This window comes from Paludibacter jiangxiensis, assembly GCF_001618385.1.
Lineage (GTDB): Bacteria > Bacteroidota > Bacteroidia > Bacteroidales > Paludibacteraceae > Microbacter > Microbacter jiangxiensis.
The window spans coordinates 321,514-338,317 of the sequence record NZ_BDCR01000001.1 but is presented as its reverse complement, the minus strand read 5'-3'; the positions used below and the strand labels follow the sequence as shown (position 1 = coordinate 338,317).

Sequence of the window (16,804 nt, the reverse complement as noted above, 5' to 3'; positions counted from 1 at the left end):
GTTGGTAACCAGTTGTTTGTGGAAAGCTGATAGGATAACCTCACTTCGCTTTTGTATTTTATGGGATGGTGGGGTGGATAAATTCTATCACACCTCACCATCTCACATTCTCGCCGTCTCTCTTAGTAGGCTCTGGCAAATACCACACGTTGTGCCGAAGGTTTGCCTGTTACCATGCAGACGCCCGGTGTTTTGTCGCCTTCGAGCGGAATGCAACGGATAGTTGCTTTGGTATCGGCTTTGATCTTTTCTTCAGTTTCGGTGGTGCCGTCCCAGTGACACAAGAGCAAACCGCCTTTTTCGATTTCAACCTTGAATTCGTCGTAGCTGTTTACTTCGCGGGTTACCGATGTACGATAATCAAACGCTTTAGTGTAGATGTTCTCCTGAATGGTGTCGAGCAAGTCTTTGATGTATTGCTCGATGTTTTCTACCGAACGGGTTTCTTTGGTTAACGTGTCGCGACGAGCTACTTCTACTGTGCCGTTTTCGAGGTCGCGAGCGCCTAATGCGAGGCGTACGGGAACGCCCTTTAGTTCGTATTCGGCAAACTTCCATCCCGGTTTCTTAGCGTCGTTGTTGTCGTACTTCACGCTCACGCCAAGAGCCCTTAGTTTGGTGGTGATTTCAGTGACCTTTTCGTCGATTTTAGCCAGTTGTTCGTCGTTCTTGTAAATAGGAACGATGACAACCTGATAAGGCGCGAGTTTCGGAGGTAATACCAGACCGTTGTCGTCGGAATGACACATGATAAGAGCGCCCATCAGTCGGGTAGAGACTCCCCAGGACGTAGCCCAAACGTAATCGCGTGTGCCCTCTTTTGAGGCGAAGGTTACATCGAATGCTTTCGCAAAGTTTTGACCGAGGAAGTGCGATGTTCCAGCCTGCAAAGCTTTGCCGTCCTGCATCAAGGCCTCGATACAGAAAGTCTCAACCGCACCGGCAAAACGTTCGTTGGCCGATTTGATACCTTTTACCACCGGCATTGCCATGAATTGTTCGGCAAATGTGGCGTACACATCCAGCATCTGACGGGTTTCTTTCAAAGCTTCGGCTTCGGTAGCGTGAGCGGTGTGACCTTCCTGCCAGAGGAATTCTGCAGTACGCAGGAACAGGCGGGTACGCATCTCCCAGCGAACCACGTTGGCCCATTGGTTGATGAGGATAGGCAGGTCGCGGTACGATTGAATCCAGTTTTTATAGGTGTTCCAGATAATGGTTTCGGAGGTTGGACGAACGATCAGTTCTTCTTCCAGTTTGGCGGCGGGGTCAACTACCACACCCTTTCCATCAGGGCTGGTTTTCAAACGATAGTGAGTTACCACGGCACATTCTTTGGCAAAACCTTCCACGTGGTCGGCTTCTTTGCTCAAAAATGATTTCGGGATAAACAGAGGAAAATAAGCGTTTTGGTGACCGGTTTCCTTGAACATGCGGTCGAGTTCGGCCTGCATTTTTTCCCAGATGGCGTAACCGTAGGGTTTGATGACCATGCAACCGCGAACAGCCGAACTTTCGGCCAGATCGGCTTTAATTACCAAATCCTGATACCATTGCGAATAATCAACGCTTCGGGAGGTGAGTTCTTTTAATTCTGCCATGTTGTTAGATTAAAGAACAAAGAATAAAAACAAAGACAAGAGCGTCATTTGTCAAGTATTCTGTTGCTCTAATTTATGTGTTTGGATTGAAAATCAGATAAGCAAGTCGTGTGACTTGTCGTTTTTTTTGCGACTGCAAAGATACGATTTTCTTGGTAGGTGGTAAAATCAAAATGCACCGATCTGATGGCGTGTCAATTCGCTCTTATTCAGAGTTTCGGTTGTGGTATGTCTGTCCGGTAATCTTGCGTGTCATTGAAAAATTATTATTCAAATTCAGCAATCGTTTTCTCAATTATCGCGATGCATTCATGTAGTTGACTTTCGGTCATTACCAAGGGGGGAGCAAACCGGATGATGTTGGTGTGCGTCGGTTTAGCGAGAAGTCCGTGCTCTTTCAGCCGGAGGCAAATTTCCCATGCGAGATTCTTGGTCTGGTCATTGTTGATAATTAAGGCATTGAGTAATCCCTTTCCGCGAACAAACGATGCTACGTGCGATTTTTGGCAAAGCTGTTGCATCGCACTCCGGAATATTTCTCCCAGTCGGGCCGCATTTTCGGTCAGTTTTTCCTCTTCAATTACCTGTAGGGCGGCAATGGCTACGGCGGCGGCAATCGGATTGCCACCAAAAGTAGAACCGTGCTGGCCGGGTTTGAATACATCCATGATGTCAGACGAAGAGAGTACTGCCGAAACCGGATAAACGCCTCCCGACAAAGCTTTGCCGAGAATCAGGATGTCCGGATGAACATTTTCGTAGTCGCAGGCAAGCAGTTTGCCGGTACGTCCGATGCCGGTTTGTACCTCGTCGGCAATGAACAGGATGTTGTTTTTTCTGCAAAGTTCATAGCAGCTGCGCAGATAGCCATCGTCAGGGACGTAAGCGCCGGCCTCGCCCTGAATAGGTTCCACCAGAAAGCCAGCAATATTTTGATTCTCTGCAATTGATTTCTCCAACGCGGGAACATCGTTGTAGGGAATGACGATAAAGCCGGGAGTGTAAGGCCCGTAGTTGGTGTATGCATCCGGATCGACAGAAAACGAAATGATGGTGGTGGTGCGTCCGTGAAAATTATTCTCGCAGACGATGATTTTTGCCTGATTGGAGGGGATGCCCATCTTTTCGTAGGCATATTTCCTACAAAGTTTCAGTGCCGTCTCCACCGCTTCGGCGCCAGTATTCATCGGCAGCACTTTCTCGTAACCGAAATAGCGGGTCACAAACTCTTCGTACTCGCCCAGCTTGCTATTGTAAAACGCCCGTGAAGTAAGGGTGAGTTTTTGAGCTTGTTCGATAAGTGTGCGGATAATTTTTTGGTGGCAATGTCCCTGATTGACGGCAGAGTAGGCCGAAAGAAAATCGTAATATCGGTTCCCTTCAACGTCATAGACAAAAACACCTTCGCCACGTTCGAGAACAACCGGTAGCGGGTGGTAGTTGTGAGCTCCGAATTTGTCTTCGAGAGCCATCAGTTCGGCCGAAGTAAGTTTTTTTGTGTTCATAAATGCCTGGTTTTTGGAAAAGTCACTTTCGTAAATATTGTGATTTTACTTATGCTAATGGATGTTTGTGTTTGTCTGATAAATAGTTGTTTGTTGTGATAGTTTAATTTGTTCTTTGCCGGCGGCAGGCCTTACTTTTTGACGCAAAAAGTAAGCAAAAACATTGACGGAAAGAACTCGCTCGCTCGGCCATGATACTTTTTCTCGTTACCAAACGTCTGTAACTGGCCTAATCACTCAAACAGCTTTCCGTCGGTTTGGTATTCTATATTAACCCTTCGGGGCTGGTTTGTCTGTTGATTATTAAAATAATCGAGTTCTGTTTTTTAGATATCTTGCTCATGCAGATTGGAGTGGCCTTGTCCGGCGACGCAAAAAATCGTCCTTGTTTTGCTAAATGATGTTTGCCGAAAACGTCTAAAGAATTTCAGCCATCATGCAACGAACGCTTCCTCCTCCAACCTGTTCGATGGTCGGAATAGAACATGTAATCAGTTCGTTGAAAGATTTTAATTTGTCAATTTGGTTTCCTGTCAGGGAGTCATGCGCTGACTGAGACATGACCAGAAACCGTTTGCCTGAGTCGTTTTGCAATTGTAGCATATTTCCGGCAAAACAATGCATCTGTTCTTCCGAAATTTCAATGATTTCTTTCCCGGTTCGGGTGAGATATTCTGTTACGGTCGTTCGTTCTGCCGGATCGTCGATGCTGGTGAGGCAGATGATGGCAAATTTGTCGGCAACGCACATCATGACATTGGTGTGATAAACGTTCTTCCGTTTGCCATTGACAGTGTGGCGTGCTGTAAAAAGGATCGGTTCGTAGTTATAAATCCGACAGTACTGTTCCACGGCCGACTGATCCGTACGTCCCGACAATGAGGCATAGGCAATCCCGTTTTTGCGGTCAAGAACAAGGCTTCCGGTTCCTTCCAAAAAGCGTTTGTCTTCCTCCCAGACGCTGATGTTGTTTACGTTGTTGATTATTTTGCCGTGGGTTTCAATGATGTCCAAAATTTCAATCCGGCGTTCCAAACGGCGATTTGCGGCGAACATCGGGTAAATGACCACCAGGCCACCTTCGTGAAACGATACCCAGTTGTTGGGGAAGATGGAATCGGGTTTGTGAGGGTGGAGGGTGTCTTTGATAACGATGACTTCAATTCCGTTTGCCCGGAGTTGCGCTGTCATGGCCTGAAACTCTTCCAAAGCATCCCGCTGAATAATTTCCGGCGAGATATCGGACTCTTTCTGGAAAAAATTGTTCACGGCAGTCTGCCTGTTGTAGCCAAACGATACGGGTTCAATCATCAAAACGCATTTTGCGATAGAACCGTCTGGCTGGTTGATAATTGATGTTTCGGTTTTCATGTCGATGATGTTATTCGCGGATTAAAGGTAATGTAGAACAGCGGAGCAGGCCTCCCATTTTTGCGATTTCCTGATACGGAATCTTTTCGACAGTTAAGCCCCATTCTGTTTCCATGTGTCGGTTGAGGCGGTTGAAAGTGGCTTCGGAAACAACTATCGAAGGCGAAATGCTGAATACGTTAGTGTTCATCCGGTACATCTCTTCGGTGTCGATTTCAAATATGTTTTGTCTGCCAAAAATTTCGAAAAGCATTTGATAGTCATGTTCTTTTGCGAAACCATTTTTGTAAATGATGGCTTTGTTGCTGCCTACGGTCATAAAGGTGCAATCGAGATGTAAAACTCCTTTTCTTGGGTCGGTGTCGTGTTTGCGCAGTTCGAGCGGAATAAACTCCTTCCCCGGAAAGAGTTCCCGTAGAAAATGAAGCGCGTAGAGATTCGTTCGCGCAGTTTTGGTTTGCGGATAGTCGGGGGCGGTGTAAATGCCGACAAATACGGTGTCGCCCTTCAGTATGATATCGCCGCCTTCGAAATGAGCCTTCTCGGGGAGATTGTATATTTTGTTGAATGCTATTTGGTTGTAGATATTCTTGTAAGCCTCTTTTTCATCTTCACGATCAGGAATAATGTTGGAGTTGATGATTTTGTCGTCGATGACAATGGCTACATCCCGGGCGAAAATCTGATTGCAGTTTTCCAGCGTTTCGGGGCGGAATACCTGCACGTTATATCGGAGCAGGATTTCTTCGAACGCGTCGATCTCTTTTTTGACGGCTTCTTCTGTCGGGTAAACGCCTAAGGATACAGACTCGTAAGATCTTGCGTCGAAAGTTTCACGCAAGGTTGGAACGGAACCGAGTGAGCCGGGTTGCCCGAGCACGACGGTTTTTAACGTTGATGTTTCATCTTTGATATTCAGATTCATACGGGTAGCGGTAAGGTTTGAGACTCAAAGATTAGCTGTGTTGTATTTACAAATATACGATAACCGAATACGAAGTGCATAAATATCTGTAATTGTTATTTGGCGGAATAATGCGTTGCTTCATGACGAAAACAATGACTGATTTGGAATGTTCTCTTAATGAAACCTTTATTGTTGTGTAATATTGTGCGTCGCTCTCTAAATTATCTTTGCCTTGAACAGAGAGTGAAGATTTTGGGGTAATTTAATGAGAATGAAAGATGAGTAAAATTGAAATTATAGAATATTCCGATCGGTATAAAGAAGATTTTAAGCGATTGAACTGCGCGTGGATACAGAAATATTTCTGGATTGAACCGACCGACGAAGCCGTCCTGAATCAACCGGACGAGGCCGTTATTGGAAATGGCGGGTATATTTTCTTTGCCCGGTTGAACAATGTGATTGTGGGAACCTGTGCGCTGATGCGGGTAGATCCGTATGTGTACGAACTGGGCAAAATGGCAGTGGCAGAAGCTTACCGGGAGCTTGGTATTGGTACTCTGCTGATGAAAAGTGTGATTGCCAAAGCTAAAAGAATGAGGATGCGCAAACTGGTGTTGTACTCAAATACCCGGCTTCATGCTGCAATTAACATGTATATCAGGTTCGGATTTTACATGGTTCCCAAAACCGATTTTCACAATTACCGTGCTAACGTGAAAATGGAACTGAAACTGATGGAAAGAGGTTTGCGCCGGTCATTCAAACCTAAAGAAGAGTGCAGATTTGATGCCTTGGGATGAAAGCGTAATTGTCTGTTTTATAGCTGTATGAATGATATTCCGCTTTTTGGATAAAGGCGGATCTGGGTGCAAATTGACACGGGAATAGTTGATAATAAAGAGTTTTAACAATAAAAGCCCGCCGAAACTTTCCATTTCGGCGGGCTTTTGCTATTTTTGCAATCCCTAAATTTTTGGATGCGACAGTTTTGGCTGTTAGCGGCAGAGTCCTTTGCATGCGCTTTATTAAGCATGATCGGGCCCTGTTTTTGTGTAGAGAGACAATAAATTTATATATCAAACCAGAAACCTTATGAGTCTAAAAATTGTAGTATTAGCAAAACAAGTGCCGGATACCCGCAATGTGGGTAAGGACGCCATGAAAGCCGACGGGACGGTAAACCGTGCAGCTCTGCCTGCGATTTATAACCCCGAAGACTTGAATGCTCTCGAGCAAGCTTTGCGATTGAAAGACCGTTTCGAAGGTTCCACCGTTACCATCGTGACCATGGGCCCCGGACGTGCCGCAGAAATTATCCGCGAAAGCCTCTACCGGGGTGCCGACAACGGTTACCTTCTTACAGACCGTGCTTTTGCCGGTTCTGACACACTTGCAACTTCTTACGCGCTCTCCTGCGCAATCAAAAATCTTCCAGAAGTAGACGTAATTGTTTGCGGTCGTCAGGCAATCGACGGTGACACTGCTCAGGTAGGTCCTCAGGTGGCCGAAAAACTGGGCTTGCCGCAAATTACTTATGCAGAAGAAATTCTCGACGTAAAAGATGGTAAAATTACCGTAAAACGTCGCCTCGAACGTGGTGTGGAAGTGGTTGAAGGTAAATTGCCAATTCTGATTACCGTCAACGGTTCTGCTCCTGACTGTCGTCCGCGTCATGCCAAGTTGGTGATGAAATACCACCACGCCAAAACGGTTACCGAACGTCAGGAACAAAACGATGATTACATGTTCATGTTTGACAAACGTCCTTATCTGAATATTACAGAATGGAGCGTGAATGATATTCAAACCGATGTTAACTGGTTGGGTCTTAAAGGTTCTCCTACAAAGGTTAAAGCTATCGAGAATGTTGTTTTTCAGGCCAAAGAGAGCAAACGCCTGGCTGGTAAAGACAGCGAAATCGATGAGTTGATGAAAGAACTTATTGCAAACCACACAATCGGATAATCAATTGTCGGGATAGATGACCTTTGGGTCGTATAACTGTCTCATAAACAAAACAAAAACGAAAAACATGAACAATATTATAGTTTATCTCGAAATTGAAGAGGGTGTTGTTGCCGATGTAAGCCTTGAACTGCTTACCAAGGCCCGTTCTCTGGCAACTAAACTGAAATGTAAACTCGAAGCACTTGCTGTCGGTTCTCAGCTGGATGGCATTGGTGCTCAGGTTTTCCAATATGGTGTCGACAAATTGTACCTTGCCGACGACGCCCGCCTCTATCCTTACACATCATTGCCTCATACTTCGGTATTGGTCAATCTTTTTAAGGAAGAAAAACCGCAAATCGCCCTGATGGGTGCTACCAGCATAGGTCGTGACCTTGGTCCCCGCGTCTCTTCTGCTCTGTTCAGCGGATTGACAGCTGACTGTACCGCTCTCGAAATTGGTGATCATGAAGATAAAAAAGAGGGTAAATCGTATACCGATCTTCTTTATCAGATCCGTCCTGCTTTCGGTGGTAACATCGTGGCAACCATCATCAACCCCGAATGCCGCCCACAGATGGCTACCGTTCGCGAAGGTGTGATGAAGAAAGAAATTTTTGATGCCAACTACAAAGGTGAAGTTGTTAACCTCGAAGTGGCAAAATATGTAAGCGATTCTGACTTTGTGGTCAGCGTGATCGAACGCCACATGGAAAAATCGAAGAGCAACCTGAAATCGTCTCCTATTATCGTAGCTGGCGGTTACGGTATGGGTTCGAAAGAGAACTTCAAATTGCTTGAAGAACTGGCTACCGTTTTGGGTGGTGAAGTAGGCGCTTCGCGTGCTGCTGTCGATGCAGGTTTCGCCGAACATGATATGCAAATCGGTCAGACCGGGGTTACCGTTCGCCCTAAATTGTATATTGCCTGTGGTATTTCCGGTCAGATTCAGCACATTGCCGGTATGCAGGAAAGTTCCATCATCATTGCCATTAACAATGACGAAAACGCTCCGATCAATGCAATTTCCGACTACGTGATTACTGCTAATGTGGAAGACGTAGTGCCGAAAATGATCAAGTATTACAAACAGAACAGCAAGTAAAAACAGATGGTGAGAAAGCGAGACTGTGAAAAAGTGAGTAATTGACTCACAACTTCACATCCTGACCACCTCACTGCTAAACACTAAGCCATGGCAAATTTCTATTTAGATAAACCCGAACTCAAATTCCATCTTACTCATCCGTTGATGGAAAAGATAGTGGCGCTCAAAGAGCAGAACTATCGTGAAAAAGATACATTCGACTATGCTCCTCAGGATTTTGAGGACGCTATCGATAGTTACAACCACGTGATGGAGATCATCGGCGAAATTTGTGGCGACATTATCGCTCCAAACGCCGAAGATGTTGACCATGAAGGTCCTCACGTAGTTGACAACCGTGTGGTATATGCCCGCGGAACACAGGAAAATCACGAAGCTTTGAAGAAAGCCGGCGTTTACGGTATCTCTTTGCCCCGCGAATACGGAGGTTTGAACTTCCCGATGGTGCCTTACGTGATGACCGGTGAAATCGTATCGCGTGCCGATGCAGGTTTTGCTAACATCTGGGGTTTACAGGACTGTGCAGAAACTATCCATGAATTTGCTTCGAAAGAGATTCGCGAAGAGTTTTTGCCCCGCATCAATCAGGGTGAAACCTGCTCGATGGACCTGACCGAACCGGATGCCGGTTCCGACCTTCAGGCCGTGATGTTGAAAGCTACTTACGACGAAAAGAAAAAGATATGGTTGCTCAACGGTGTGAAACGCTTCATTACCAATGGTGACGCTCAGATTAAACTGGTGTTGGCACGTTCTGAAGCCGGTACATCAGATGGCCGCGGTCTTTCTTATTTTGTTGTTGACAACCAGTTCGACAGCTCAATGAAAGTGCGTCGTATCGAAAATAAACTCGGTATCAAAGGATCTCCAACCTGCGAACTCGTGTTTACAAATACTCCTGCCAAAATGGTGGGTGAACCCAAAATGGGGTTGATTAAATATGTGATGTCGCTGATGAACGGTGCTCGTCTTGGTGTAGGTGCTCAATCGGTAGGTGTTGCTCAGGCTGCTTACGACGAAGCGTTGGCGTATGCTAAAGACCGTGCTCAGTTCGGCAAAGCTATCATCGAATTCCCTGCGGTATTCGAAATGCTGGCCATCATGAAAGCCAAAGTGGATGCTGCCCGTGCCTTGTTGTACGAATGTACCCGTTTTGTGGATGTTTACAAAGCATATGGCACTATTGCCGACGAACGTCCGTTAAGCAAAGAAGAACGTATGGATGCCAAGGAATACCAAAAATTGGCCGACATGATGACTCCGCTGGTAAAAATGTTTGCCAGTGAATATGCCAACCAGAATGCTTACGACTCCATCCAGGTTCACGGTGGTTCCGGCTTTATGAAAGATTACGCTTGCGAACGTATCTATCGTGACGCACGTATCCTTACCATTTACGAAGGAACATCGCAGTTGCAGGTAGTGGCTGCTATCCGTTTCGTAACCAATGGTGCTTACGTTGCCAAACTGCGTCAGTACGAAGCTCAACCAATCAACCCTGCTTTCGAAGGATTGCGTAATCGCTTGGTTAGTTTTACCGACAGCCTCGAAAAAGCTATTGCGAAGGTAACCGAACCGAAAAATGCCGAGTACCACGACTTCATGGCTCGCCGTTTGGTCGAAATTGCAGGTCATTTGGTGATGAGCAACCTGTTGATTATCGATGCTTCGCGTGACGATATGTTTGCCCGTTCGGCTGAAATCTACAGCAATTTTGCTGCTGCAGAAATCACCAAACACCTGGCATTTATTGATGGCTTCCAGATCGACAACGTTGGCTTGTACAAAAACAGCGATCAGGAATAAAAAAGAGAGCGTTAATTAATAAATAGAGGAGAAGAGGTTGTTCGGTCATCGGGCAACCTCTTTTGTGTTCTGGCGAAGTGGTGAGTTTTCTTTATCTTTGTGGAAGGTAAAGCCCGGTTGAATCGGGCTTTCGTTTTGTGTTACGTTTAAAAAGTGAATAATGAGAAAGATTGTATTGAATTTGTTGTTGATCTTCTGTGTCTGCTGGCAGGTACAGGCTCAAAAAGTGACTATTGAGAATGCGTTGTACGATTTGCCCGATGTGATTTTCAAAGAGATCGGGAAAGCCGATACGTTTGAGTTGAAAATTAAACAGCCGTTGGATCACCGGCATCCGGAGAAAGGCTACTTCTATCAACGGGCGTTTCTGAGTCATAAAAGTTTTGAGAAGCCGATGGTGATGTACCTTTCGGGATATAATCAGGATAAACCGTATAAAAATGAGTTGTCGAAACTGTTGGATGCAAACCAATTGTCCATTGAACATCGCTATTTTGGTAAAAGTCTGCCGGATAGCCTCGATTACACTTATCTGAATCTGGAACAGGCAACAGCCGACTTGCATCATATCAATGAAATTTTCAAAAAGATCTATGCAGGTAAATGGATCAGCACCGGCATCAGCAAAGGCGGATCAACGACTATTTTCTATAAATATTTCTATCCCAATGATGTGGATGTGGCGATCCCGTATGTTGCTCCGTTAAATCGTGAATATGAAGATAAACGTCTCTATGCTTTTCTTGATACCATTGGATCCAAAGTCTGTCGGCAAAAGTTGTTTGCCTTTCAGAAACGGATGCTGAAACACCGCAAAGAGGTTCTTCCTTTGTTGCAGATGTATAGCGACGGTGCTGGTCTGAAGTTTTCTACCCTTACTTTGGAACAAGCCTTCGAATACAGCGTGTTGGAATTGCCTTTTGCCTTTTGGCAATATTATACATCCTGCGATGATATACCTTCGGAATCCTCTTCGCTGCTGGCAGCCACGCAATACCTGCTTAAGACAAGCGATATAAAATCGTATAGTGAAGATCATATTGACTACTATTTATCTCACTATTATCAGGCAGCGACCGAGATGGGCTATTATGGTTACCGTACAGAGCCGTTTAAAAATGATCTGAAAGCCCTTCCATTGCAGCCGCATCCTTATGCGGCAATTGTGCCGAAGCGGATTCCGGTGCATTTTGACGATACTTTACTGAAAAAAGCAAACGAATGGATTGCGAAAGAAGGCAACCGGATGATCTACATCAACGGATCGTTTGATACCTGGAGTGCAACGGGAGTTTCACCGTCCGATAAGGTGGATGCAAAATGGTTTATACTTAAAGGGAAGAATCACCGCACCGCTCGTTTTGTAAATATGACACCCGACGAAAAAAAGAGCTTTATAGCAACGTTGGAGCGATGGGGAATCCCGGTCGCGAATCCGGAAATGAAATAATGACTTAGAGCAATGAGGCTATCTCGAAAATGAGGTAGCCTCATTTTTTTTGACCGTATTGGGAAAATGCGGGTTGATATTATTGCTTTGCCAACGGTAATGCGGGCTCTGTTTGTTCGGATATTTCAATCGAAAAATTTTCTTTGAAGACATCTGATTGTTGATTTATGCTAAGATTTTTGGAAACATTTGTGCTAAAAGGGGACGTTTTTGTACCTGTAAATCCAGATTGTCAAATACATACGTCGATACAAATGGCTCGATGGTCGATCTTATTCGCCTATTCATCTATTTGATTTTTAAGGTTTCAGGTATCGCTATACCTTTACATCGAATTCAACGGGGAACTGTTCCGGATGGTTTGAGCGTCGAATCTCAAAATTGTTTTTATTGCAAGTTGGTGTTAGGTGCAGAACTGCTATGAGGTATCAGATAAAAGCACTGATGACACAGAGAGGCAAAAAAGATGTGTAGTAGAAATTTAATTTTTTTGATTGTGTAATAATTTTAATTTGATTGATTATGAAAAAGATTGTGTTAGCTTTAGTGATTATGGTCGCATGTGTAGCTTCAAGTCAAGCTATTAACCGTGTTGAAAGTGGGGTTATTAATACCATTAATAACGAAACAGTGTTTGGGCGTTTGTCTGCCTATCTAAACGTGACGGACAATCAGGCTGCTGATTTGAAAAGTGTTCTTGAAACAACGCAAATCCAATTGGAACGTGCCGAAAAGTCGGGGGATCCGATAGCCTATGCCAAGGCATTGCACTATAATTTTAAGGATGCAGCAAATATCCTTTCGGCATCTCAATATGCAAAGTATCGGCTGATCGTTAGAACGACCATTAAAAACAGATATTTGGATCAACTTCCTTTATAAGAAGAAGGTAAAACCTAATCTAAAGAGCAAAGAGGCTGCCTCAAAATAACACTTGAGGCAGCCTCTGTTTTTGTGCGGATCCTAATGTTCCTGCTGTTTTACAATTTTATCGCAAATTTTTTCAGTCGCTCGTCGAGCATGTGAGCCGGAATTACCTGTTTGATGCTGTCGGCTACGGCATTCATCAGTCCTTCGCGCACATAGTCGTGGCGGATAATCATCGAGATTTCGCGGGTTGCTTCGGGACGCACTATCGGGCGCAGGTTCTTCTTTTGTTCTTCTGTCAGAAAGTCGATGTGTAGTTCGGGAATAATCGTATAACCGCAGTTGATGTCTACAATTTTCACCAGTGTGTCGATGCTACCGGCCTCGATGGAGGAGGTATGCACTTTGTGGTCGCAAAAATTGAGCACCTGATTGCGCAGGCAGTGTCCCTCTTCCAATACCCAAAGATTTTCGGTCGGCATATCGTTTGGCGTCAGCTCTTGTTTGCAATAAATCGGATCACCGGGCGAAATGTACGCTACAAATTTCTCGTAGTAAAGCGGCACCTCCAGAATTTTTGAGTTGTTGAGCGGCGTAGCCAGAATGGCCATGTCGATTTCGGCTGAATTCAATTTTTCAATGATCGTTTCGGTGCGCAATTCTGTTACCTGAAGTGATATTTCTGGATAATTTTTTTTGAACGCAGCTATGAATTTCGGCAACAGGTAAGGCGCCACCGTCGGGATCATGGCTAACGAGAGGGAGCCCGTTAATCCACCTTTCATAGATACGACATGCTCTTTCAGTTGCCGTATATTGAAAAGGATGATTTGTGCCTGTTGCAGGATTTGCTTGCCGGCTTCGGTCGGTTCGATGGGCTGCACCGAACGGTCGAAAATGAGGCAGCCCAGTTCATCCTCCAGTTTCTGAACCATGGTGCTCAGCGTTGGTTGCGTAACAGAACACATCTCCGCTGCCCGTACAAAATGACGGGTCTTATCTAATGCCAGAATATACTCCAGTTGTTGTAAAGTCATTGTTGTTGTGTTTTAGGTATAAACAGGTACACGGAAGACACGGATAATACAGAATAACACTGAACTAAACATCATCAACGTTCTATGCAAATAATTGGATGTGACCTTCCGTCTAATCTGTGTCTTCCGTGTGCTGACTTACTACAAAGATATATAGAATTTATCAATAAATGTATAGAAATTATCTGTTTGACTTATGGGTTTTGGCGCCATAACTTTGCATCAGAAATAACAATGAATAGCAATATAAAATTCATAAACACATAAAAATTACTACTATGTCACAAATTGGAAAACAAATCGTAGATTTCAAAGTACAGGCTTACGTAAACGATAGCTTTAAAGAAGTAACAAAACAGGATGTACTGGGTAAATGGTCCGTATTTTTCTTCTATCCCGCCGACTTTACTTTCGTTTGTCCTACCGAACTGGAAGACCTTGCCGGTAAATATGCCGATTTTCAGGCTGCCGGTGCTGAGATTTATTCCGTATCAACCGATACCCATTTCGTTCACAAAGCATGGCACGACGCATCTGCTACTATTAAAAAAATTAAATACCCGATGTTGGCCGATCCTACCGGCGTTTTGTCTCGTGGCTTCGATGTGATGATTGAAGAGGCCGGTCTTGCCGAACGTGGAACTTTTGTGGTGAATCCTCAGGGCGAAATTGTGGCTTACGAAGTGGTTGCGGGCAATATCGGACGTAATGCCGACGAACTCCTCCGTCGCTTGCAGGCGTTGCAGTTTGTTGCCGCTCACCCCGCTGATGTTTGTCCTGCAAAATGGAAACAAGGCGATGAAACATTGAAACCCAGCATCGATTTGGTTGGGAAAATCTAACAATTCCTTTATATATTCTCCCGGGGAGAGCTGCTTGTCGGTTCTCCCCGTTAACTTTCAATTGTTATGTTAGAACAAGGCTTAAAAGATCAGATTCGCTCCCTTTTCGGAACCCTGAAATCCGATTTCGTTTTTCGGGCAGAGGTCAGTCCGTCACATCCTTCCCACAATGAACTTGTCGATCTGTTGGAAGAGGTGGCTTCCTGCTCCGATAATACCAAATGTGAAATACTTCCCGGCGACGATTTGAAATTTACCGTTGTGAAAAACGGAATACCCTCCTCTTTTGTGTTCAGGGCGGTTCCGAACGGTCACGAATTCAGTTCGTTGTTGTTGGCGGTGCTCAATTTGGATGGTTTGGGCAAAAATCTTCCCGATGCCCTGATCGAACAGCGAATTCAGAATCTTAAAGGAGAAATCCACTTAAAGAGCTACATCTCTCTGACCTGTACAAACTGTCCCGATGTGGTACAGGCACTAAATGTGATGGCAATTTTGAATCCGGCGATCAAACACGAAATTGTTGACGGAGGCATTCATCAAAGCGAAGTGGAAAAGCTCAATATTCAGGCAGTACCTTCCGTCTATCTGAACGATGAATTGTTGCATGTGGGGCGCTCTAATTTAGGAGAGCTTTTGTCGAAAATAGAGGAGGCTGTCGGTTCTGTGCAGGAATCGTCGTCCGCAGTGGTTGATTACGACGTGGTGATAGCGGGCGGTGGTCCAGCCGGTGTGTCGGCAGCCATCTATTCGGCACGAAAAGGGTTGAAGGTGGCTGTTGTTGCCGATCGCATGGGTGGTCAGGTGACCGAAACAGTAGGGATTGAAAATCTTATTTCCGTACCCCAAACAACCGGAAACGTATTGGCGGCAAACCTGAAAGAGCACCTTTTGGCCTATCCGGTTGATGTGCTGGAAAACCGAAAAATAACCGAGGTCGTTGTTGAAAATGGAGAAAAGTTAGTCAAAACGTCTCTTGGTGAAACCTTAAAAACACCAGCGTTGATTATTGCTACCGGAGCAAGTTGGCGAAAACTGAATGTGCCGGGCGAGAGTCAGTATATCGGATCAGGCGTGGCGTTCTGTGCGCATTGCGACGGTCCGTTCTACAAAGGGAAAAAGGTTGCCGTTGTCGGAGGCGGAAATTCCGGACTCGAAGCAGCCATCGATCTTTCGGCTATCGCAACAGATGTTACGTTGCTCGAATTTGCTGATGAATTGAAAGGCGACGAGGTGTTGCAGGAAAAGTTGAAAACCATTGCCAATGTGAAAATTATTACCGCCGCACAGACACTCTCGGTGGAGGGTGATGGTACAAAAGTTACCGGTTTGACGTTCAAACACCGTGGCTCCGGCGAAATAGAATCGCTGGGTGTCGATGGTATTTTTGTTCAGATCGGATTGAAGGCCAACAGTGACATCGTAAAAGGATTGGTACCGTTGAGTCCGACGGGTGAAATAGAGGTGGATGCTCATTGTCGTACCAATATTCCGGGTGTTTATGCTGCCGGAGATGTGTCGGTGGTGCCGTTCAAACAAATTGTGATTGCTATGGGTGAAGGTTCGAAAGCGGCTTTGTCGGCTTTTGAAGATAAATTGAAAGATAAGTTGCGCTAAGTTTAGAAGAGAGAAATAGAGAGACTGTTATGTATTAAAGATTGTGTGTTTTATACTTTACCTTTGAGAAGTGGCACGAACACAAAACCACCGTGTTCGCTGAAAATAGACTCTGTGTCGGAGATTTTTTCGACCAGAGTCATTTTTTGTGTATTGGCACCACCTACAGGCATCACCAGCTTTCCTCCGATTGTCAGTTGTTCCAGCAGTCGGGGTGGTATTTCATGCGCTGCTGCAGTGATCAAAATCTTATCGAAAGGAGCTTCTTCCGGCCATCCTTCATGTCCGTCGCCATAGCGGAGATGTGGTGAATAACCCAGCTCTTTCAATCGTTTGAAGGCTGATTCGTACAATATTTCCTGACGCTCGATAGAAAAGACCGATGAGGTTATTTCCAGAAGTACCGCGCATTGATATCCTGATCCGGTGCCTATTTCAAGCACCTTGTCATCTTTTTGAATGTCCAAAAGTTGCGTCTGAAAAGCTACCGTGTAAGGCTGCGAAATGGTTTGTCCGGCAGCTATTGGAAAGGCATCGTCCTGGTAGGCAAAGCGAATATAGCGTTCGTCCATAAAAGCATGGCGCGGTACCTGCCGGATTGCCTCCAGTACCCGTTTGTCGGTAATGCCTTTGGTTTTTAGGTTGTTCGCAAGAATTTGCCTCTGGGCTTTGTAGATATGCGTATCGGATGCCTGCATGACGATTGGATTATTCTCTCTCTTGTGCAAAATTAGTGCTGTTGG

Annotated in this window: 14 protein-coding genes; 8 read left to right on the top strand and 6 right to left on the bottom strand. The window is 45.1% G+C overall.

What is annotated here, in order from left to right; all coding sequences use genetic code 11:
- Positions 1 to 122 precede the first annotated feature (122 nt).
- The 4 genes from proS to PJIAN_RS01260 form a co-directional block, all read right to left on the bottom strand.
- A complete protein-coding gene (gene proS / locus PJIAN_RS01275) occupies positions 123 to 1,601 on the bottom strand; it encodes a proline--tRNA ligase (RefSeq protein WP_068701269.1) in 1,479 nt (492 codons plus the stop codon).
- A 266-nt stretch (positions 1,602 to 1,867) separates the two neighbouring features.
- Entirely contained in the window at positions 1,868 to 3,106 is a 1,239-nt protein-coding gene (gene rocD, locus PJIAN_RS01270; protein ID WP_068701267.1) for an ornithine--oxo-acid transaminase, read from the bottom strand.
- A 417-nt stretch (positions 3,107 to 3,523) separates the two neighbouring features.
- Positions 3,524 to 4,477: a citrulline utilization hydrolase CtlX gene (ctlX, locus tag PJIAN_RS01265; protein ID WP_236714356.1), complete on the bottom strand. Its 954-nt coding sequence runs from the start codon at positions 4,475 to 4,477 to the stop codon at positions 3,524 to 3,526.
- Positions 4,478 to 4,487: 10 nt separating this feature from the next.
- Positions 4,488 to 5,402: a dimethylarginine dimethylaminohydrolase family protein gene (locus PJIAN_RS01260; RefSeq protein WP_068701265.1), complete on the bottom strand. Its 915-nt coding sequence runs from the start codon at positions 5,400 to 5,402 to the stop codon at positions 4,488 to 4,490.
- A gap of 260 nt (positions 5,403 to 5,662) precedes the next feature.
- Here PJIAN_RS01260 and PJIAN_RS01255 point away from each other — a divergent pair, with 260 nt between their 5' ends.
- The 6 genes from PJIAN_RS01255 to PJIAN_RS01230 all read left to right on the top strand — a co-directional run bounded on the left by PJIAN_RS01255 (position 5,663) and on the right by PJIAN_RS01230 (position 12,580).
- Entirely contained in the window at positions 5,663 to 6,187 is a 525-nt protein-coding gene (locus PJIAN_RS01255) for a GNAT family N-acetyltransferase (protein ID WP_068701263.1), read from the top strand.
- A gap of 292 nt (positions 6,188 to 6,479) precedes the next feature.
- On the top strand, positions 6,480 to 7,352 hold the full coding sequence (locus PJIAN_RS01250) for an electron transfer flavoprotein subunit beta/FixA family protein (protein ID WP_068701261.1): 873 nt from the start codon (positions 6,480 to 6,482) through the stop codon (positions 7,350 to 7,352).
- A gap of 67 nt (positions 7,353 to 7,419) precedes the next feature.
- A complete protein-coding gene (locus PJIAN_RS01245) occupies positions 7,420 to 8,439 on the top strand; it encodes an electron transfer flavoprotein subunit alpha/FixB family protein (RefSeq protein WP_068702656.1) in 1,020 nt (339 codons plus the stop codon).
- A gap of 90 nt (positions 8,440 to 8,529) precedes the next feature.
- Entirely contained in the window at positions 8,530 to 10,248 is a 1,719-nt protein-coding gene (locus PJIAN_RS01240; RefSeq protein WP_068701260.1) for an acyl-CoA dehydrogenase family protein, read from the top strand.
- Positions 10,249 to 10,408: 160 nt separating this feature from the next.
- Positions 10,409 to 11,698, top strand: coding sequence for a S28 family serine protease (locus tag PJIAN_RS01235; protein WP_068701258.1), 1,290 nt, complete (start codon positions 10,409 to 10,411; stop codon positions 11,696 to 11,698).
- Positions 11,699 to 12,220: 522 nt separating this feature from the next.
- Positions 12,221 to 12,580, top strand: a complete 360-nt coding sequence (locus tag PJIAN_RS01230; protein ID WP_068701256.1) for a hypothetical protein — start codon at positions 12,221 to 12,223, stop codon at positions 12,578 to 12,580.
- Positions 12,581 to 12,678: 98 nt separating this feature from the next.
- Here PJIAN_RS01230 and PJIAN_RS01225 read toward each other — a convergent pair whose 3' ends face one another.
- Positions 12,679 to 13,602, bottom strand: coding sequence for a hydrogen peroxide-inducible genes activator (locus PJIAN_RS01225; RefSeq protein ID WP_068701254.1), 924 nt, complete (start codon positions 13,600 to 13,602; stop codon positions 12,679 to 12,681).
- A gap of 278 nt (positions 13,603 to 13,880) precedes the next feature.
- Here PJIAN_RS01225 and ahpC point away from each other — a divergent pair, with 278 nt between their 5' ends.
- Positions 13,881 to 14,444 carry an alkyl hydroperoxide reductase subunit C gene (gene ahpC, locus PJIAN_RS01220; protein WP_068701252.1) on the top strand — a complete coding sequence of 188 codons (564 nt, stop codon included), beginning with the start codon at positions 13,881 to 13,883 and terminating at the stop codon, positions 14,442 to 14,444.
- Positions 14,445 to 14,510: 66 nt separating this feature from the next.
- Positions 14,511 to 16,061, top strand: coding sequence for an alkyl hydroperoxide reductase subunit F (gene ahpF / locus PJIAN_RS01215; protein WP_068701251.1), 1,551 nt, complete (start codon positions 14,511 to 14,513; stop codon positions 16,059 to 16,061).
- 50 nt (positions 16,062 to 16,111) lie between these two features.
- On the opposite strand, the gene PJIAN_RS01210 is transcribed toward ahpF, so the two are convergent.
- Positions 16,112 to 16,759: a protein-L-isoaspartate(D-aspartate) O-methyltransferase gene (locus PJIAN_RS01210; RefSeq protein ID WP_068701249.1), complete on the bottom strand. Its 648-nt coding sequence runs from the start codon at positions 16,757 to 16,759 to the stop codon at positions 16,112 to 16,114.
- Positions 16,760 to 16,804 lie beyond the last annotated feature (45 nt).